The following is a 15,503-nucleotide window of genomic DNA, read 5'->3' as shown; positions in this document are numbered from 1 at the left end:
AGGCGGGCAAGCGCTCAGCCGCGTGAGCGGAGCATTCGAGCCAGGGCGCGGTCGAAGGCGTTGGCGAAGGCGCGCACTTCCCGCTCGCCCAGGGGTTTCGGCCCGCCGCTATGCTCGCCGCTGGCACGCAGGGTTTCCATGAAGTCACGCATGTTGAGCCTGCCGCGGATGTTCTCGGCGTCGAGGCTTTCGCCCCGGGGGGTCAGTACCACCGCCCCCTTGGCCAGCACCAGGTCGGCCAGCGGTATATCGGAAGTGATCAAGAGCTCGCCCGCCTCGATGCGCTCGTGGATCAGCGCATCCGCGGCGTCGGCGCCGCTGGGTACGGTGATGGTGGCGACGAATGGGGAGCGGGGGACCGGCAGCGCGTGGTTGGCGACCAAGCGCGTGTGGGTCTTGGTGCGCTCGGCGGCGCGCAGGATGATCTCGCGAATGCTCTTGGGGCAGGCATCGGCGTCGACCCAGACGACGGACATAGCGGCCTCGATCATGGAGGTAAATGAAATAGGGCATGCATGCTAACGGATTAGCTGATAGAATGCGCACTCCTCGCATGTGAAGACCCTTCCATCTCAGCTGATTCGCCCCCTCGTATTGGATTCACTGACTCAATGTCGTGTCAGGAATCGCCACGGCGGCCCGTAGCTGCTCCGAATGCCCTCGAGGCTTCGGTGTATGCCGGGCGACGCCAAGCGCTCGGGGACGACTCCCGACGTGTGCCGACAGGCAACGATGGATGCTTCCGGGCCTCAGGCGCCGGTTGCGTGATGGTCGCCACAGGTGTGCGTGTCGGCAGGGGACGCCGTGAGGCGCCGCTTCCCCCGACACCAGGTGCGACCCGTTCGCCGCGGTGGAATCAACCACCCCTGCGAAGACTCTCCGTATCGCCGTGAATGCCGCCCCGTCCGTTCGCGCCGCCTCATTGTGGCCAGGCGCGATGACGCGGATAGCACGGCTCACTTAAGGTGTGAAATGACTTCGATCTCCGACGTCTCTCCCAAGGTTCAGTCCGAAATTCAGCCCAGCATTCAGATCGAAAGCTTCAGCGAACTGGAGCTGCTCCCCGATCTGATCAAGGCGCTCGAAGGCCTTGGCTATGAAACTCCCTCGCCGATCCAGGCGCAGACCATTCCGCCGCTGCTCGAAGGTCGTGACCTGCTTGGTCAGGCACAGACCGGCACCGGCAAGACCGCCGCGTTCGCGCTGCCGCTGCTGACCCGCATCGATGTCGCCAAACGCCAGACCCAGGTGCTGGTGCTCGCGCCGACCCGCGAGCTGGCCCAGCAGGTCGCAGTCAACTTCGGCCGTTACGGTCAGCACATGGCTGGTCTCGAAGTGCTCACCATCACCGGTGGCCAGGAATATCGTGACCAGCTGCGCGGTCTGCGCGGCGGTGCCCAAGTCGTGGTTGGTACCCCGGGCCGTGTGATCGATCACCTCGAGCGCGGCTCGCTGCACCTCGAAGGGTTGCAGGCTCTGGTCCTCGACGAAGCCGACGAGATGCTGCGGATGGGTTTCATCGACGACGTCGAGCGAGTGCTCAAGGACACGCCGAAGAGCGCTCAGCGAGTGTTCTTCTCCGCGACCCTGCCGCAAGAGATCGAGAAGATCGTCAACCGCTACCTGGTCGATCCGATCAAGGTACAGATCGAGGCCAAGGCGGTCACCACCACCATCTCCCAGCGTCTGTGCCGGGTAGAGGGGGGCGCCAAGCTCGAGGCGCTGTCGAGGATCCTCGAGGTAGAGGAAGTCGACGCCGCGATCGTGTTCGTTCGTACCCGCGCCGCCTGCACCAGCCTGGTCGAGCAGCTCACCGCGCGTGGCGTCTCTGCCGCTGCGCTCTCCGGTGATCTCGATCAGAGCCTGCGCGAACGCACCGTGGCGAGGCTCAAGCGTGGCAAGGTCGATGTGCTGATCGCTACCGACGTGGCCGCCCGTGGTCTCGACGTGCCGCGGATCACTCACGTGATCAACTACGACCTGCCGCACGACACCGAAGCCTATGTCCACCGCATCGGTCGTACCGGTCGCGCGGGCCGTGCCGGTACTGCGATCACCTTCGTCGGCGGCCGCGAGATGCGCAAGATCCAGTGGCTCGAACGTGCCACCGGCCAGCGTATCGAACAGATGGAGCTGCCCGATGAGCAGGCACTGCGTGCCCATCGCGACCAACTGTTCATTGCTCGCGCCGAAGCTGCGCTCACCGAGAGCGACGAACGCCAGCGCGCGCTGGTCGAATCGCTGGTCGAGCAGGGTCACGATCCGCTCGAGCTCGCCATCGTGTTCGCCCAGCTGGCGCGTGCCGACGAAGCGCCGATTCACGCGCTGCCGCGCGGCGACTCCCGTCGCGAGCGTACTCCGCGCGAGCGTGAGCGTGATGGTGTTCGCGCACCTCGCCGCGGCCGGGAAGGTGGTATGTCCACTGCTCCTCGCGAAGGGATGACCCGCTACCGCGTCGCGGTCGGCCATCGTGATGGCGTGAAACCCGGGCAGTTGGTCGGTGCGCTGGCCAATGAAGGCGGTATCGAAGGCACCCGGATCGGGCGTATCGACATCCGCCAGTCGCACAGCATCGTCGAACTGCCGGCGAGCCTGCCTGCCACCATCCTCGGCAAGATGGCCCGCGCCCGCGTCGCTGGACGTCCGCTCGAGATCAGCGAAGATAGCGGTCGACCCGAGCGTCGCCGTGACGAGCAGGAAGACCGGCGCGTCGGCTGATTCCGCAATCTCGCAGGGCCACGCGCCCCCGTCGCCTCCAGGCGACGGGGGCGCGCTCTTATTCAGCTTTCCCCAAGCTGTCAGGGGTGACGAGCCATCCACCTTCCCGTGTTCTTCGCCTGGAAGGCGCTGTCATCGCTGTTTTATACCGTTTTCTTGTAGTGATCACTAACTTGTCACGATGAGCCGGTAAGCCCCGCGTGCACGCTGAGCTTGGGCGATGCGCCAGTGTGACGGGCCGGCTTGATGACTTTGGAGCGCCAGATGGGAGCAGGTGGAGCGCCACTGTTCGACGCTGAGTGGTCAGCGTGTGGCGCTTCGAGCCTCAGGTGTGTTCGATCAGCATGACGGCGGTGGTTCCGGCTTCGAGGGCCTCGAACATGTGCGCCTCGTCGGCCGAGTAGCTCGCATAGTCGCCTGCGGATAGCTCGACGGGATGCGCGAGCGGCCCTAGCCGGGCGCGTCCGCTACAGAGAACGACATGTTCGATCGTGCCGGGCAGGTGCGGCTCGGAGCGCCTCGGTGTGCCCGGCTCGACCGCGAGCCGGTAGAGGTCACGCTGGACGCCGCTGGGGCATACCGCCAGCAGTGTCGCCACGTAGTGGGCCTGCTCCGAAACCACGCTCGCGCCTTCGCCGGCGCGGATGATCTGCACGTGGCTTCTTGGCTGGGCGATCAGTCGGGTCACCTGGACGTCCAGCGCCACCGCCAAAGCCCAGAGTGTTTCCAGGCTCGGATTGCCGACGCCTGCCTCGAGCTGCGAAAGCGTCGACTTGGCGACGCCGGCCCGCTTGGCCAACTCGGAAACGGACAGGCCCAGGCGCTCTCGTTCACGCCTGAGCGATGCCGACAGCCGGCCGATAGGCGAAGGCGGGACGGCTGGGGAGGAGGGTGTCATGTTCGTTCTCCATAAAAAACGATCGTTCGACTTGACGAACGTCGATCCTTTTGAACATTATGCCGGTCAATCGTTCGTTATGTCGAACGACCTGGTCTTCTTCTCTCTCCAGGGCGGCATGCATGAACATCAGGACGCGGGGAATCGTAGAGATGACCACGGCGATGGTCATCTCCGGTACGGTCGGCTGGTTCGTGCTCGAAACCAGGATGCCCGCCGCTTCAGTCGTATTTTGGCGATGCGCGTTGGGGGCGGTTGCCATGCTGCTGGCCTGCGCCGGCCTTGGCCTGCTGCGCCGGAGCATGCTCGATGCAAGACAGCTGGGGATGGTCGCGCTGGGTGGTATGGCCCTGATCGCCAACTGGGTTCTCCTGTTCGCGGCCTACTCGCACGCCTCCATCGCTGTCGCTACCGTGACCTACCACACCCAGCCCTTCATGCTGGTGGCCCTGGGTGCTTTGTTGTTCGGCGAAAAGCCGACAGCGAACAAGCTCGGATGGCTGGCCGTGGCGTTCTGCGGCGTCGTGCTGATCATCATCGGCGGGGAGCGATCCGGTTCGCCCGCTCCGGGCTACCTGGTCGGTATCGGCCTGGCGTTGGGGGCAGCATTGTTCTATGCCATCGCCGCGGCGATCACCAAGAGCCTCAAAGTTGTTCCACCGCAGCTGATCGTCCTGATCCAGCTGATCGTGGGCACCGTGGCGCTGCTGCCGTTCGCGACCTGGCCCAATGGCGCGTCCGCGGCGCATGCATGGGGTCTGCTGCTGACGATCGGCTTCATCCACACAGGGCTCATGTCCACGCTGCTGTACGGCGCGATCCAGAAGGTATCGACCTCGCTGGTAGGCGTTCTTTCGTTCGTCTATCCAATCGTCGCCATCCTGGTCGATGCGTGGGCATTCGGCCATTTGCTGGGCCCGGTGCAGATCGGCGGGGCTGTCGCGATTCTCGTTGCCGTAGCGGGGATGAATTTCGGCTGGAGCCTGTTCCGACTGCATCGCGCCAGTACGTAGGCTTGATGACGCCATCGCCATCGCCATCGCCATCGCCATCGCCATCGCCATCGCCATCGCCATCGCCATCGCCATCGCCATCGCCATCGCCTGCGCTGCTGCGCGTCCTGGCGCTCCCCGATATCCGATGCTGATCGCACTACACCGCGAGTGGGCGATAAGCTTGCTAAGATGAGCATCGAGGAATCGATGTACCGGCTAGACCAGGGAGAGGGCATGCTGCATCAATGGACGCAGGAACCCAGCGAGGCGATCGCGCTGCAAAAGCGTCTCGCGGGCCGGGTGGAACGCCGGGATCGGATCGGTGAGGTACGCCTCGTGGCCGGCGTCGACGTAGGGTTCGAGCGCGACCCGGCCGCGCCCGAAAACATCCTTACCCGCGCGGCGGTGGTGGTGCTCGAGTACCCGACGTTGACGTTGGTCGAGCGGGTGCTCCACCGCGCGCCCACCACCATGTCCTATGTGCCGGGCCTGCTCTCGTTTCGTGAGCTGCCGGCGGTACTGGAGGCGTTCGCACAGCTTGAGCGGAGGCCGGATTTGGTCATGGTCGATGGTCAGGGAATCGCTCACCCGCGCAGGCTTGGGATCGCCTCCCACCTGGGCCTTTGGCTCGATCTGCCCACCATCGGCGTGGGCAAGAGCCGGCTTTGCGGCCGGCATGACGAGCCGCCTGCGCAGCGTGGCGGCTGGACCGAGCTCACCGACCGCGGTGAGGTCATCGGCGCGGTGCTGCGCTCGCGCGAAGGGGTCAAGCCGCTCTATGTGTCGATCGGTCATCGGCTGGGACTCGAAAGCTCATTAGGCTGGGTGGTTGCCTGTCTGACCCGCTACAAGCTACCCGAGCCGACCCGGCAGGCCGACCGACTGGCATCGCGGCGCACGCTCGCCGAGCGCGCTGGACAGCGTGCGCTCTCTCTCAACCCAAGCGATACGGAGCCAACGTGAGCGAACGACGGCTATTGATCGGAACCTATACCCAGGGATCCAGCCAGGGTATTCATCTCTATCGCTTCGACACCGAAGGTGCGAAATGGCAGGCCGATGGGGTGATCGAGAGCGAAAGCCCCTCCTATCTGGTGGCGACTCGCGATGGTCGTTACCTCTACGCCGCCAACGAGATCGGCGCCGAGCGCCCCGGCGAGGTGAGCGCCCTGCGCTTCGAGGCCGGCAGCGGCGAGTTCACGCTGCTCGACCGGGTGTCGAGCCAGGGCGCCGATCCCTGCCATCTATTGCTCTCTCCCACCGAGCGCTATCTTTTCGTCGCCAACTATTCCGGGGGGTCGCTTGCGGCATTCGAGCGTCGCCAGGACGGTGGGCTTAACGATGCCGTGCAGGTATTCGGCTTCGGCGGCGGCAGCCGGGTGGATCCCGAGCGCCAGCAGGCGGCGCATCTGCACTCCTGCGAGATCTCCCGAGACGGGCGCTTTCTCTATGCCTGCGACCTGGGCAACGACTGTCTCTACCGTTACCCCCTCGACGAACTTATCGAGCCCGGTGACAACGCACCGCTGGATCAGCGTGGCTTCGCCCGACTGCCTCTTGCTCCCGGCAGCGGACCGAGGATGATGCGCTTCGGCGCCGACGGCCGCTTCGCCTATGTGATCGGCGAGCTCGACGGAATGATCGAGGTGTTCCGCTACGCCGAGGGTGAGCTTGAGTCGCTGCAGCGGATATCGCTGGCCCCTCCCGTGCTCGACGATGAGGAGATCGTCCACGGCGCGGCGGAGCTGGCGCTGGCCCCCGATGGCCGCTTCCTCTATGCATCCAACCGTGGCTCGCGCGATGAGATCGTGGTCTACGCGGTCGACGCCTCGAGCGGCCTGCTCACGCTCGTTGGCCACCAGGCGAGCGGGGGGCGTACGCCGCGCCACTTCAACTTCATCGATGAGGCGGACGGGCTGCTGGTCGGCAACCAGGACAGTGGCAGCGTGGTGCTGCTCGAGCGCTCGGTGGCAAGCGGCCGACTCGCGGCGCCCAGTGCGAGCATCGCCGTCGATCAGCCGGCCTTCATCCTCAGCCTGCCGCTGCGCTGAACGTTGCGTCGCGTGCGGGTATCCGCCTGGGCCAGGGGCTTGAAAACCATGCTGGAAATCCATGTCCGCCGATAGATCCTCCTCCGCGTCCACTGTCCGACGACCGAGGGTGATGTCTCTGCCCGGCTTCGCCGCTTTCCTTGGCGCGCGTCTGGCCGCAGTGTTCTCGATGCAGATCCAGGCGGTGGTGGTCGCCTGGCAGGTCTACGACCTGACTCGCGATCCGCTCGCCCTGGCCTACGCCGGGCTTGCCCAGTTCCTGCCGATGGTCGTGCTGCTGCTGCCCGCGGGCGATTTGATCGACCGTTTCGACCGCAAGCGGATCCTGATCCTCAGCTGGGCGCTGCAAGTGCTCTGCAGTGCGCTGCTTTGGTGGCTGTCGATCCAGCAGGCGCCGCCGCTTCTCGGTTTCTACGCGGTACTGGTGCTGTTCGGTTGCTCGCGGGCCTTTGCCGGGCCGACCTTGCAAAGCCTGCTGCCGCAGATCGTACCGCGCGACCAGCTGGCGCGAGCGATCGCGGTCAACGCCTCGATCATGAAGGTCGCAGTGATTGGTGGCCCGGTACTCGGAGGATTGCTCTACGCCTTTGGGGGGGCTGCTGCCTACGCGGTCTGCTTCGGCTGCACCCTGGGTGCGATCGCGCTGCTCGCACGGGTGCCGGTTCGCCATGCCAGCGGTGTGAAGGCACAGGAAGCGTCGGCTTGGGGACGCTTCGCCGCCGGACTGCGCTACATGCGCTCGCGGCCGATCATTCTCGGCGCGATCTCGCTCGATCTGTTCGCCGTGCTGCTCGGGGGTGTGGTAGCGCTGTTGCCGATCTACGCTCAAGAAGTGCTCGAGGTCGGTCCCGCCGGCCTCGGCGCCTTGCGCAGCGCCTCGGCGATCGGCGCCCTGGGCATGGGGCTTTACCTGGGCGCGCGATCGCTCGACCATCGGGTTGGCCGGGTGATGTTCGCGGCGGTGGCGCTGTTCGGGGTTTGCAACCTGATATTCGCGCTGTCGACGCTGTTCTGGCTTTCCTGGCTGGCGCTATTGATCGCCGGTGCCGCCGATATGATCAGCGTCTATGTTCGTACCACCTTGATCCAGCTTGCGACCCCGGATGAAATGCGCGGCCGGGTCAACGCGGTGAACATGCTCTTCATCGGTTCGAGCAACGAACTCGGCGAGTTCCGGGCGGGGGTGAGCGCTGCCTGGTTGGGCGGGGTGAGCGCAGCGCTGCTCGGAGGGGTGACCACCTTGGCGGTGGTAGGGCTATGGATGTGGCGCTTCCCGGCGCTGCGCGAGGTCGATCGTTTCGAACAGGTGACGGCGAACGATCGCGATGCAATAAAGTGAAGTCAGTGACCCACGATAGGCATGGACGAGGAGAAGCGTAAATGGAAAGCCAATCGGTGCACTACGCCGGCGGGTCGCGCGAGGACGGTCGCGGTCGGCAGGTCGGAGAGTTCATCTTCACCGTTGTGCTGTGGCTTGTGATCGGGATATTGGTGCAGTGGCTGATGCCGGCGAGCGCTACCTTGCCGCTGGACGCCGCGGCCGGGGTGGTGGGTGGGTCGTTCTGGAGTGCGTTGGGGCTGGTGGCGCTGTTCTTCACCGTGCTCGCTTTCATGCTTCGTGACTTCGCTGCCACCAATCCGCTCGCCAAGGCATTGCGCCTCATCGCGACCCGAGTGCTCGCCACCACCTTCGACATCGGCCTGTTCGGCTTCGGCGGCTATCTGTTCTACGTGCTGCGCGATGCCTTCTCCACCTCGGTGGTGCCGATCGAGCACGCCACGCTCTGGCAGCAGCTGTTCATCGGCAGCCTGCCGCTGTTCGTGATCATCCTGGTGGTGCTCGGTGCGCTGCTGTTCATCCTGCGCTGCACTGGGCTCAGCCTGCTCTCCATTCCTAGGCTCGAATATCGTCCGCTGTGGCGGGTGGGCATTTACCTGCTGCTCTGCGTGCTGCTGGCGCTGGTCGCTTGGCTTGCGATGTGAGCATCTGCCGGGGCGGCGGCCTTCGTCCGCCCCTTTGGTCGTTCTTTGGTCGCAAACCGTCGCTCGCTCGCTTGCTCGTGGTTTACCTCTCTCGATCAGCAGCGTAAATTTCCTCAGCTTGAAAACAGTATGGATCCTACTCATTTCGTCAGCAGGATCGATTCATCGGTGAGGGAACACACATGAAGAAAAGAGAGATTGGATATTGCATCGCCACGCTCGGCGCTTGCGCGTTGGCGGGTCAGGCCCAGGCATACTCGGCGTTCGATCCTGCCTCCCCCTACATGTTCGGCGATTGGGGCGGTAACCGTACCGCACTCGAGCAAGCCGGCATCTCGTTCAATTTCGACTACGTCGGCGAGGCGGGGAGCAACGTCAGTGGCGGTTACAACAGCTCGAACACCACCAAGTACGCCGACCAGTTCGCGGTCGGTGCACTGTTCGATCTCGACAAACTGGTAGGCATTCCCGACGCCGAGTTCCAGATCACTGTCACCAACCGCAATGGCCATAGCGTCAACGACCGGATCAATCATCCGGGTGCGTCGGTCGGCGGCTCCTCGGTGCAGGAGGTTCAGGGACGTGGACCGGTCACTCGTCTCACCCAGTTCTGGTATCGCCAGCGCTTCTTCGATGACGCTCTGGTACTCAAGCTCGGGCGCATCCCGGTCGGGGATGATTTCGCCACCATCGATAGCAACTTCCAGAACCTTGCTTTCGGCAGTGGCCAGCCCGGCAACTGGGGCAATCACATCTATAATTGGCCGATCGCCCAGTGGGCCGCAGTGGCGCGGGTCAATTTCACCGACCAGGTCTACGCCCAGGTCGGCGCATTCAACGTCAACGACAGCAACCTCGACAACGACAACGGCTTCGACCTGCGCACCAGTGGCACCGACGGCACGCTGTTCCCGATCGAGGTCGGCTATACCCCGCAGGTCAACGGTCTGCCGGGTGCCTACAAGTTTGGCTATTACTACAACAACGTCGACAGTGTTTCCTGGGGTGGCCGCGAGCAGAGCGTCAACGATACCAACTCGGGTCTCTACTACGTGGCGCAGCAGCAGATCACCGCGCACAACGGCAACCCGGACCGCGGGCTTACCCTGTTCAGCATGGGCAACGTGAACCACGGCGACACCGCCGGTATCGATCGCTATCTCTCGGTTGGCGCGACTTACAAGGGGCCGTTCGATGCCCGGCCGCAGGATGATCTCGGGATCGGAGTGGCCTACCTGCACGTCAATGACGACGTCAACGAGTACGTGCGCTACTACAACGATACCCAGCCTGGTCGAGTGACGCCGCTGCCGGAGCAGGGCCATGAGATCGATGTCGAGCTCTACTACGGTTTCCACCTGACCAACTACCTGACCATTCGGCCCAACCTGCAGTACGTGAAGAATCCCTCGGCGGTCGACTCGGTCGAGAATGCTTGGGTGTTGGGCACCATGGTCCAGGCGCATTTCTAACGCCTTACTTCTCACCGTCTTGATCGCTTCACGCCAAACGACGCGGGCCGCCCAGAAAGGGCGGCCCGCGTCGTTTGGCGCCGAATCGATGATCGTCGCTCAGATCACCTTCGAGTAGCGCAGGGTTCGCTCGGGGCTCAGGTAGCGGTCGAACGCCATGCATACGCGTCTTACCAGACGTCGCCCGCGTTCGTCGACCGCAAGCCGGGCACCGTCCCAGCTCACCAGGCCGTCCGCGATCAGCGGCGAGAGCTGGTCGAGGGCGTCGGCGAAGTAGTCGACGAAACGTGCGCCCTGGAGCAGCGCTTGCTGGCTGGTCTCGAACTCGCCCACGTTCACGCTAAGGTTGCAGATCAACGCGCGGATCGCCGCCCCGCGCAGCAAGTCGTCTCGATCGAGGGCGACGCCACCCCATAGCGCGTGGCCATCGCGTTCGATCATCGATCGATAGGCCTTGAGCGACTTGTGGTTCTGGACGATGGCGTGGCCGACGGTGCTGATCGAAGAGCTCCCCAGGCCGAGCAGGTCGCAGTCGCCGAAGGTGGTGTAGCCCTGGAAGTTGCGATGCAGCCTCCCTTTGCGCTGGGCGATAGCCAGCTCGTCGCCGGGGCGGGCGAAGTGGTCCATGCCGATGTGGCGATAGCCGGCTCGCTCGAGCGCGATCCCGGTATCGGTGAGCATCTCGAGCCGCGCGGCGGCACCGGGGAGGCTCTCGGTGGAGAACAGTCGCTGGGCTGGAAAGCGCGAGGGTAGGTGGGCATAGCCGAACACGCTCAGCCGATCGGGAGCGAGTGCAATCACCCGGGCGACGGTATTGGCGAAGCCCTCTCGACGCTGCATCGGCAGACCGTAGATCAGGTCCAGGTTGATCGAATCGAAGGCCAGTGCGCGGGCCCGATCGAGCAGTGCTTCGACCAGCGCTTCATCCTGGATGCGGTTGATCGTGCGCTGGACCAGCGGGTCGAAGTCCTGGACGCCGATGCTGATCCGATTGAAACCCTGCGCGCGCAGCGCTTCCAGCCGCTCGACGGCGAAACCGCGCGGATCGATCTCGATCGAGCACTCGGCATCGGCGGCGAAGTCGAAGCGCTCGCGCAGTAGCGCCATCAGCCGGGCGACCTGGCGATCATCGAGATAGGTCGGCGTGCCGCCGCCCCAGTGCAGCTGGACCACTTGCCGCCCAGCGAACTGTAGCGCCCGGGTCGTGACCTCGCGCTCAATCAGATCCAGATAGCGATCCACTCGCGTCGGGTCGTGGCTGATCAGTTTGTTGCAGCCACAGTAGTAGCAAAGCTTGCGACAGAACGGCAGGTGGACGTAGAGCGAAAGAGGGCGCAAAGGGCCGCGCTGCGCCTCGCTGACCAGCAGCGGTTCACCATGCTCGGCAGTGAAGTTGAGCGCGGTGGGGTAAGAGGTGTAGCGCGGGCCGGGACTGTCGTACTTGGCGATCAGCGCAGCTTCCGTTAAGTCGCTGGACGACTGCATATCGATGCTCCTTGCCATTGTCGCCGGGCCGCGACTCAAAGCCGCAGCTCCCGGTACAGCGCGCTGAGGCGGCTGTCCGGATCGAGCGCCAGCGCACGCGGCGCACCGGCTTCGATGATCCTGCCCTGATCGACGATCACGCAGCGGTCGAAGGCATCGAGATCCTGCAGGCGATGGGTGATCGCGATCAGCGAGCGATTCCGGCAGCAGGCATGGACGTGCGCCATCACCTGCGCCTGGGTGACCCGGTCGAGCCCTTCGGTGGGCTCGTCGAGCAGTACGATCGGTGCCTTGCTCAATAGCGCCCGGGCGAGGCCGAAACGGCGCAGCTGGCCGCCCGACAGCGAACTTCCGCCCTCGTCGGGCCAGCTGTCGAGGCCCTCCGGCTGGTCGCGCAGCCAGCCGCCGAGGCCGAGCGCCTCGAGCATCTCGATCAAGCTCCTGTCGTCGATATCCCGGGCACCGAGGCGCAGGTTGTCGCGATAGGTGGCGCTGAAAATCTGCACTTCCTGAAGGGCGACGGCGAAGCGCTTGCGCAGGCTCGCTTCGCTCAGCGAGGCGAGCGGTACGCCGCCGATCCGCAGGCTGCCGGCGTCGGGGTCGATGAACCGCGTGAGCAGGTTGAAAAGCGTGGTCTTGCCGCCGCCGGAAGGACCGATCAGGGCGAGGTGCTCGCCGACGGCGAGTTCCAGGTCCACTCCCCGTAGTACGGGGTGACCGTCGTAGGCGAGCTCGACGCCGCGCAGGCTGAGGCGTTGGTCGCTGGGTTCAGCGAGATCGTGGTCGGGGAAGCGGATCGTCGGCACCGATTCGCTCAGCTGGTTGAGCCTGCGGGCGGCGCGGTTGACCTTGCCGAGCTCCTGCCAGGCCTGTGGCAGCATCATCAGTGCCTCGAAGGCGGCGAGTACGCCGAGGCCGATCAGCGCCACCAGGCTCGCATTCAGACCATGGTGAATCGACCACCAGGCCGCCAGCGCCAGGGCGCCGGTGACGCTCAGGCCCAGCAGCAGCTGGGAGAGCAGCTGTGAGTCTCCCCAGCGGCGGGCAAGGGTCAACTGCTCGTCGTCCCTTTCGCGCTGGCGGCTGAGCAGCTCGTCGCGCTCGGCTCCCCAGCGGCCATAGAGACTCAGCTCGGCGAAGGTCTCCAGGCGCTCGAGCAAGCGTGCCCTGAGGCTTGTGTCGAGGCGCTGCCAGCGATCTGCATGGCGGCTGCCACGTCGCCAGGCGAGCCAGGGGCCGAGCAGTGCCGAGATCGAAAGGGCAACGGCGACGAACACACCGATCATCGGCGCGAAAACGCCGACCAGTACCGCGCAGCCGACGATCGCCAGTGCCGCTACCAGCGAAGGCACCAGGACGCGGACGTAGAGTGCATCGAGGGCATCGACGTCGGCGGTCAGCCGGGTGCTCAGCTCGCTGCTGCCGATGCGCTGCAGTGCGGCCGGGGAGAGCGGTTCGATCGCCAGGTACACCTTGCGACGCAGCCGCGACAGCAGCCTCAGGGTGCCCTCATGGGTGGCGACCCGCTCACCGTAGCGTCCGAGAGTGCGGGTGGTGGCGAACAGTCGCACGCCTGCGGAAGGCAGCATGTAGTTGAAGACGGTGGCGGTGGCCACGCTCAGGCCGGCGAAGGCCGAAGCACTGAGGAACCAGCCCGAGAGCGCGATCAGCCCGATGCTCGAGGCGACCGCGACCAGGTTGAGCGCAAGCCCAGTGGCGAGCAGCAGCAGGTGGGGCCGCATCTCGGCGAGATAGGGCGCGAGTTCGGCCAGCGTGCCGCGAGCGGGGGATGGGCGCGATTCAGACATGCTGAAGCCCTCGTGGCTGCGCCAGGTAGGCGAGCGGGCCACCCGGCGCGCTCAAGGTGGCGAAGTCGGCGCAGGCCGTGGCGCGGCCATTCTCGAGAACCAGGATACGGTCGGCGAGGCGCAGCAGCTCCAGCCGATGAGTGAGCATCACCAGCGTGCGTCCCCGACGCAGACGGTCGAGCGCATCGATCACCAGCTCTTCGCTTTCGACATCGAGGCTCGCGGTCGGCTCGTCGAGCAGAGTGAGCGGCGCGTCGCGCAGGAACGCTCGGGCCAGCGCGATGCGCCGCGCCTGGCCGCCGGAGACCGGCTGGCCACCTTCGCCGATCGCGGTGTCGAGGCCTCTCGGCAGCGCTCGTGCCCAGGGCTTGAGCTGGGCCTGTTCGAGTGCCCTCCAGAGCGCAGCGTCGTCCACCTCGCCGTTCGCGGCCAAGCGTAGATTGTCGGCGAGGTTGCCCTTGATCAGCGCCGGGCGCTGTCCTACCCAGCCAAGGCCCCGCTGCCACTCCTCGCGGGCGAGGTCGGCGAGCGGCTCGCCGGCGTCGCTCGCAAGGCTTCCCGACTCGATCGGCAGAAAGCCGAGCAGCACGTTGAGCAGGGTGGTCTTGCCCGCCCCGCTGGGGCCGATCACCGCGAGCGTCTCGCCGGGACGGAGTTCGAGATCGAGCCCATCGAGCGCCGGGCGCAGCTGGCCAGGATAGCGTGCCACCACCTGGTGCAGACGCAGGCCGAGGCGCTCGGGCGGGCGCCAGCCGCGGGCGGGCGGGATTTCGCCGTCAACGGCGTCTCGGGCGAGCAGCGGAATCAGGTCCTCGGCCGCGGCTTCGGCTTCGGCCTTGGCGTGATAGTGGGTGCCGAGGTCCCGCAGCGGCTGATAGTACTCGGGCGCGAGCACCAGGATGAACAGCCCGATGAACAGGCTCAAGCCATGATCCCAGGTACCGAAGCTGAAGTGGCCGAGGTAGCTGAAGCCGATGTAGATCGCCAGCAGCGCGATCGACACCGAGGCGAAGAATTCGAGCGCGGTGGAGGAGAGAAAGGCGAGCCGCAGCACCTTCATCGTACGACGGCGGAAGTCCTCCGAGATCCGCTCGACGCTGGCCGCCTGGGCGCGGCCGATGCCGAAAAGCTTGAGCGTCGGCAGCCCGCGCACGGTGTCGAGGAAATGGCGACCGAGCCGGTTCATTTCACGGAACTGGGCCTCCTGCAGGCTCTTCGCTCCCCAGCCGATCATCGCCATGTTCAGCGGGATCATCGGCCCGGTGATCAGCAGGATCAGGCCGGCCGCCCAGTTTAGCGGGAACACCGCGACCAGGATGATCAGCGGGATCAGCGCACAGAGCATCATCTGTGGGCGGTAGTCTGCGTAGTAGCCGTGCAGCGCGTCGACCTGGTCCCAGATCCGGTTGCCCAGCGTCGCGCTGTGCTGGCGTCGTGCCCACAGCGGGCCGCGCTCGCCCAGGCGCTGGAGCAGTTCGGCGCGGATCGACTGGCGCACCAGGATGCCTGCGCGGGTGCCGGCCAGGGTCTTCAGCCGCGCGCAGAGGCCGCGGGCGATGAAAGCACAGGGCAGCACCAGCAGCGGCACCAGCAGCGTGGAGAAGTCGGCTGCGTCGATCACCATTCGCTGGGCGATCGTGGCGATCGCCCAGGCCTGGACCAGCAGCAGCAGCGTGGACAAGGCCGCCGCCAGGATCGCCACCCGGGGCCAGTGGCCCGAGCGAGCAGCGTTGACCCGCAGCCATTGGGCCGGTGTGGGGGAGGCGGAAGAGGGCGAGCCGACGGGCGCGGCGGGTGAACTCGAGTTAACGGAGGCCATGGGTACTCCAATGCGTCGCCGACATGGTAGGCGATCGCGGTGATGTAGAGCAGGCGACCAACTGTCGCACGCTCACCCTGGGTGGGACGTTTTTCCGTCGGCCCGTTGTACCAAGGTGACTGATGCCAAGCTTGACGAATGACGTCGAAGCTGTATTCGCGAAGACGGATGCCGTTGTCCACACTTTCTGTGGATAACCTTGTGAAAAAGCTGTCCTCGAAGCCCGCTAATCGCCGAAAGACAAGGGCTGAAGACAGATTGTCTGTTTTTTGAC

The 15,503-nt window shown here is 65.4% G+C and carries 12 protein-coding genes; 7 read left to right on the top strand and 5 right to left on the bottom strand.

What is annotated here, in order from left to right; genetic code table 11:
• Window positions 1-14 precede the first annotated feature (14 nt).
• On the bottom strand, window positions 15-476 hold the full coding sequence (locus A5892_RS14410; protein WP_064123385.1) for a YaiI/YqxD family protein: 462 nt from the start codon (window positions 474-476) through the stop codon (window positions 15-17).
• 496 nt (window positions 477-972) lie between these two features.
• On the opposite strand from A5892_RS14410, the gene A5892_RS14405 reads away from it, so the two are divergent.
• Complete coding sequence (locus A5892_RS14405; RefSeq protein WP_082890484.1) at window positions 973-2,718, top strand: DEAD/DEAH box helicase; 1,746 nt, start codon at window positions 973-975, stop codon at window positions 2,716-2,718.
• Between the two features lie 325 nt (window positions 2,719-3,043).
• Here the strand turns inward: A5892_RS14405 and A5892_RS14400 are convergent, their stop codons facing one another.
• Window positions 3,044-3,616, bottom strand: a complete 573-nt coding sequence (locus A5892_RS14400; protein ID WP_064123384.1) for a helix-turn-helix domain-containing protein — start codon at window positions 3,614-3,616, stop codon at window positions 3,044-3,046.
• Between the two features lie 152 nt (window positions 3,617-3,768).
• Between A5892_RS14400 and A5892_RS14395 the strand changes: the two genes are divergently transcribed.
• The 6 genes from A5892_RS14395 (at window position 3,769) to A5892_RS14370 (ending at window position 10,117) form a co-directional block, all read left to right on the top strand.
• Window positions 3,769-4,629 carry a DMT family transporter gene (locus tag A5892_RS14395; RefSeq protein WP_263281382.1) on the top strand — a complete coding sequence of 287 codons (861 nt, stop codon included), beginning with the start codon at window positions 3,769-3,771 and terminating at the stop codon, window positions 4,627-4,629.
• Window positions 4,630-4,818: 189 nt separating this feature from the next.
• The gene (nfi, locus tag A5892_RS14390; protein ID WP_223302678.1) at window positions 4,819-5,574 is read left to right on the top strand and encodes a deoxyribonuclease V; all 756 of its coding nucleotides are present in this window, start codon (window positions 4,819-4,821) and stop codon (window positions 5,572-5,574) included.
• Window positions 5,571-6,662, top strand: coding sequence for a lactonase family protein (locus A5892_RS14385; RefSeq protein ID WP_064123382.1), 1,092 nt, complete (start codon window positions 5,571-5,573; stop codon window positions 6,660-6,662). The genes nfi and A5892_RS14385 overlap by 4 nt, the downstream gene beginning before the upstream one ends.
• Before the next feature lie 112 nt (window positions 6,663-6,774).
• The gene (locus tag A5892_RS14380) at window positions 6,775-8,001 is read left to right on the top strand and encodes an MFS transporter (protein WP_064123381.1); all 1,227 of its coding nucleotides are present in this window, start codon (window positions 6,775-6,777) and stop codon (window positions 7,999-8,001) included.
• 41 nt (window positions 8,002-8,042) lie between these two features.
• The gene (locus A5892_RS14375) at window positions 8,043-8,645 is read left to right on the top strand and encodes a hypothetical protein (protein ID WP_064123380.1); all 603 of its coding nucleotides are present in this window, start codon (window positions 8,043-8,045) and stop codon (window positions 8,643-8,645) included.
• A 182-nt stretch (window positions 8,646-8,827) separates the two neighbouring features.
• The gene (locus A5892_RS14370) at window positions 8,828-10,117 is read left to right on the top strand and encodes a carbohydrate porin (protein ID WP_064123379.1); all 1,290 of its coding nucleotides are present in this window, start codon (window positions 8,828-8,830) and stop codon (window positions 10,115-10,117) included.
• 99 nt (window positions 10,118-10,216) lie between these two features.
• Here A5892_RS14370 and hemN read toward each other — a convergent pair whose 3' ends face one another.
• The 3 genes from hemN to cydD are packed head-to-tail and all read right to left on the bottom strand — an operon-like array spanning window position 10,217 to window position 15,229.
• Window positions 10,217-11,602 (bottom strand): oxygen-independent coproporphyrinogen III oxidase, encoded by a 1,386-nt coding sequence (hemN, locus tag A5892_RS14365; protein ID WP_064123378.1) that lies wholly within the window; start codon window positions 11,600-11,602, stop codon window positions 10,217-10,219.
• Window positions 11,603-11,637: 35 nt separating this feature from the next.
• A complete protein-coding gene (gene cydC / locus A5892_RS14360; RefSeq protein WP_064123377.1) occupies window positions 11,638-13,410 on the bottom strand; it encodes a thiol reductant ABC exporter subunit CydC in 1,773 nt (590 codons plus the stop codon).
• The gene (gene cydD / locus A5892_RS14355) at window positions 13,403-15,229 is read right to left on the bottom strand and encodes a thiol reductant ABC exporter subunit CydD (RefSeq protein WP_082890481.1); all 1,827 of its coding nucleotides are present in this window, start codon (window positions 15,227-15,229) and stop codon (window positions 13,403-13,405) included. Before cydD ends, cydC begins: the two co-directional genes overlap by 8 nt.
• Window positions 15,230-15,503: the final 274 nt, after the last annotated feature.

This window comes from Halotalea alkalilenta (assembly GCF_001648175.1).
Classification (GTDB): Bacteria; Pseudomonadota; Gammaproteobacteria; order Pseudomonadales; family Halomonadaceae; genus Halotalea; species Halotalea alkalilenta_A.
This window is presented reverse-complemented; position numbering and strand designations above follow the sequence as displayed.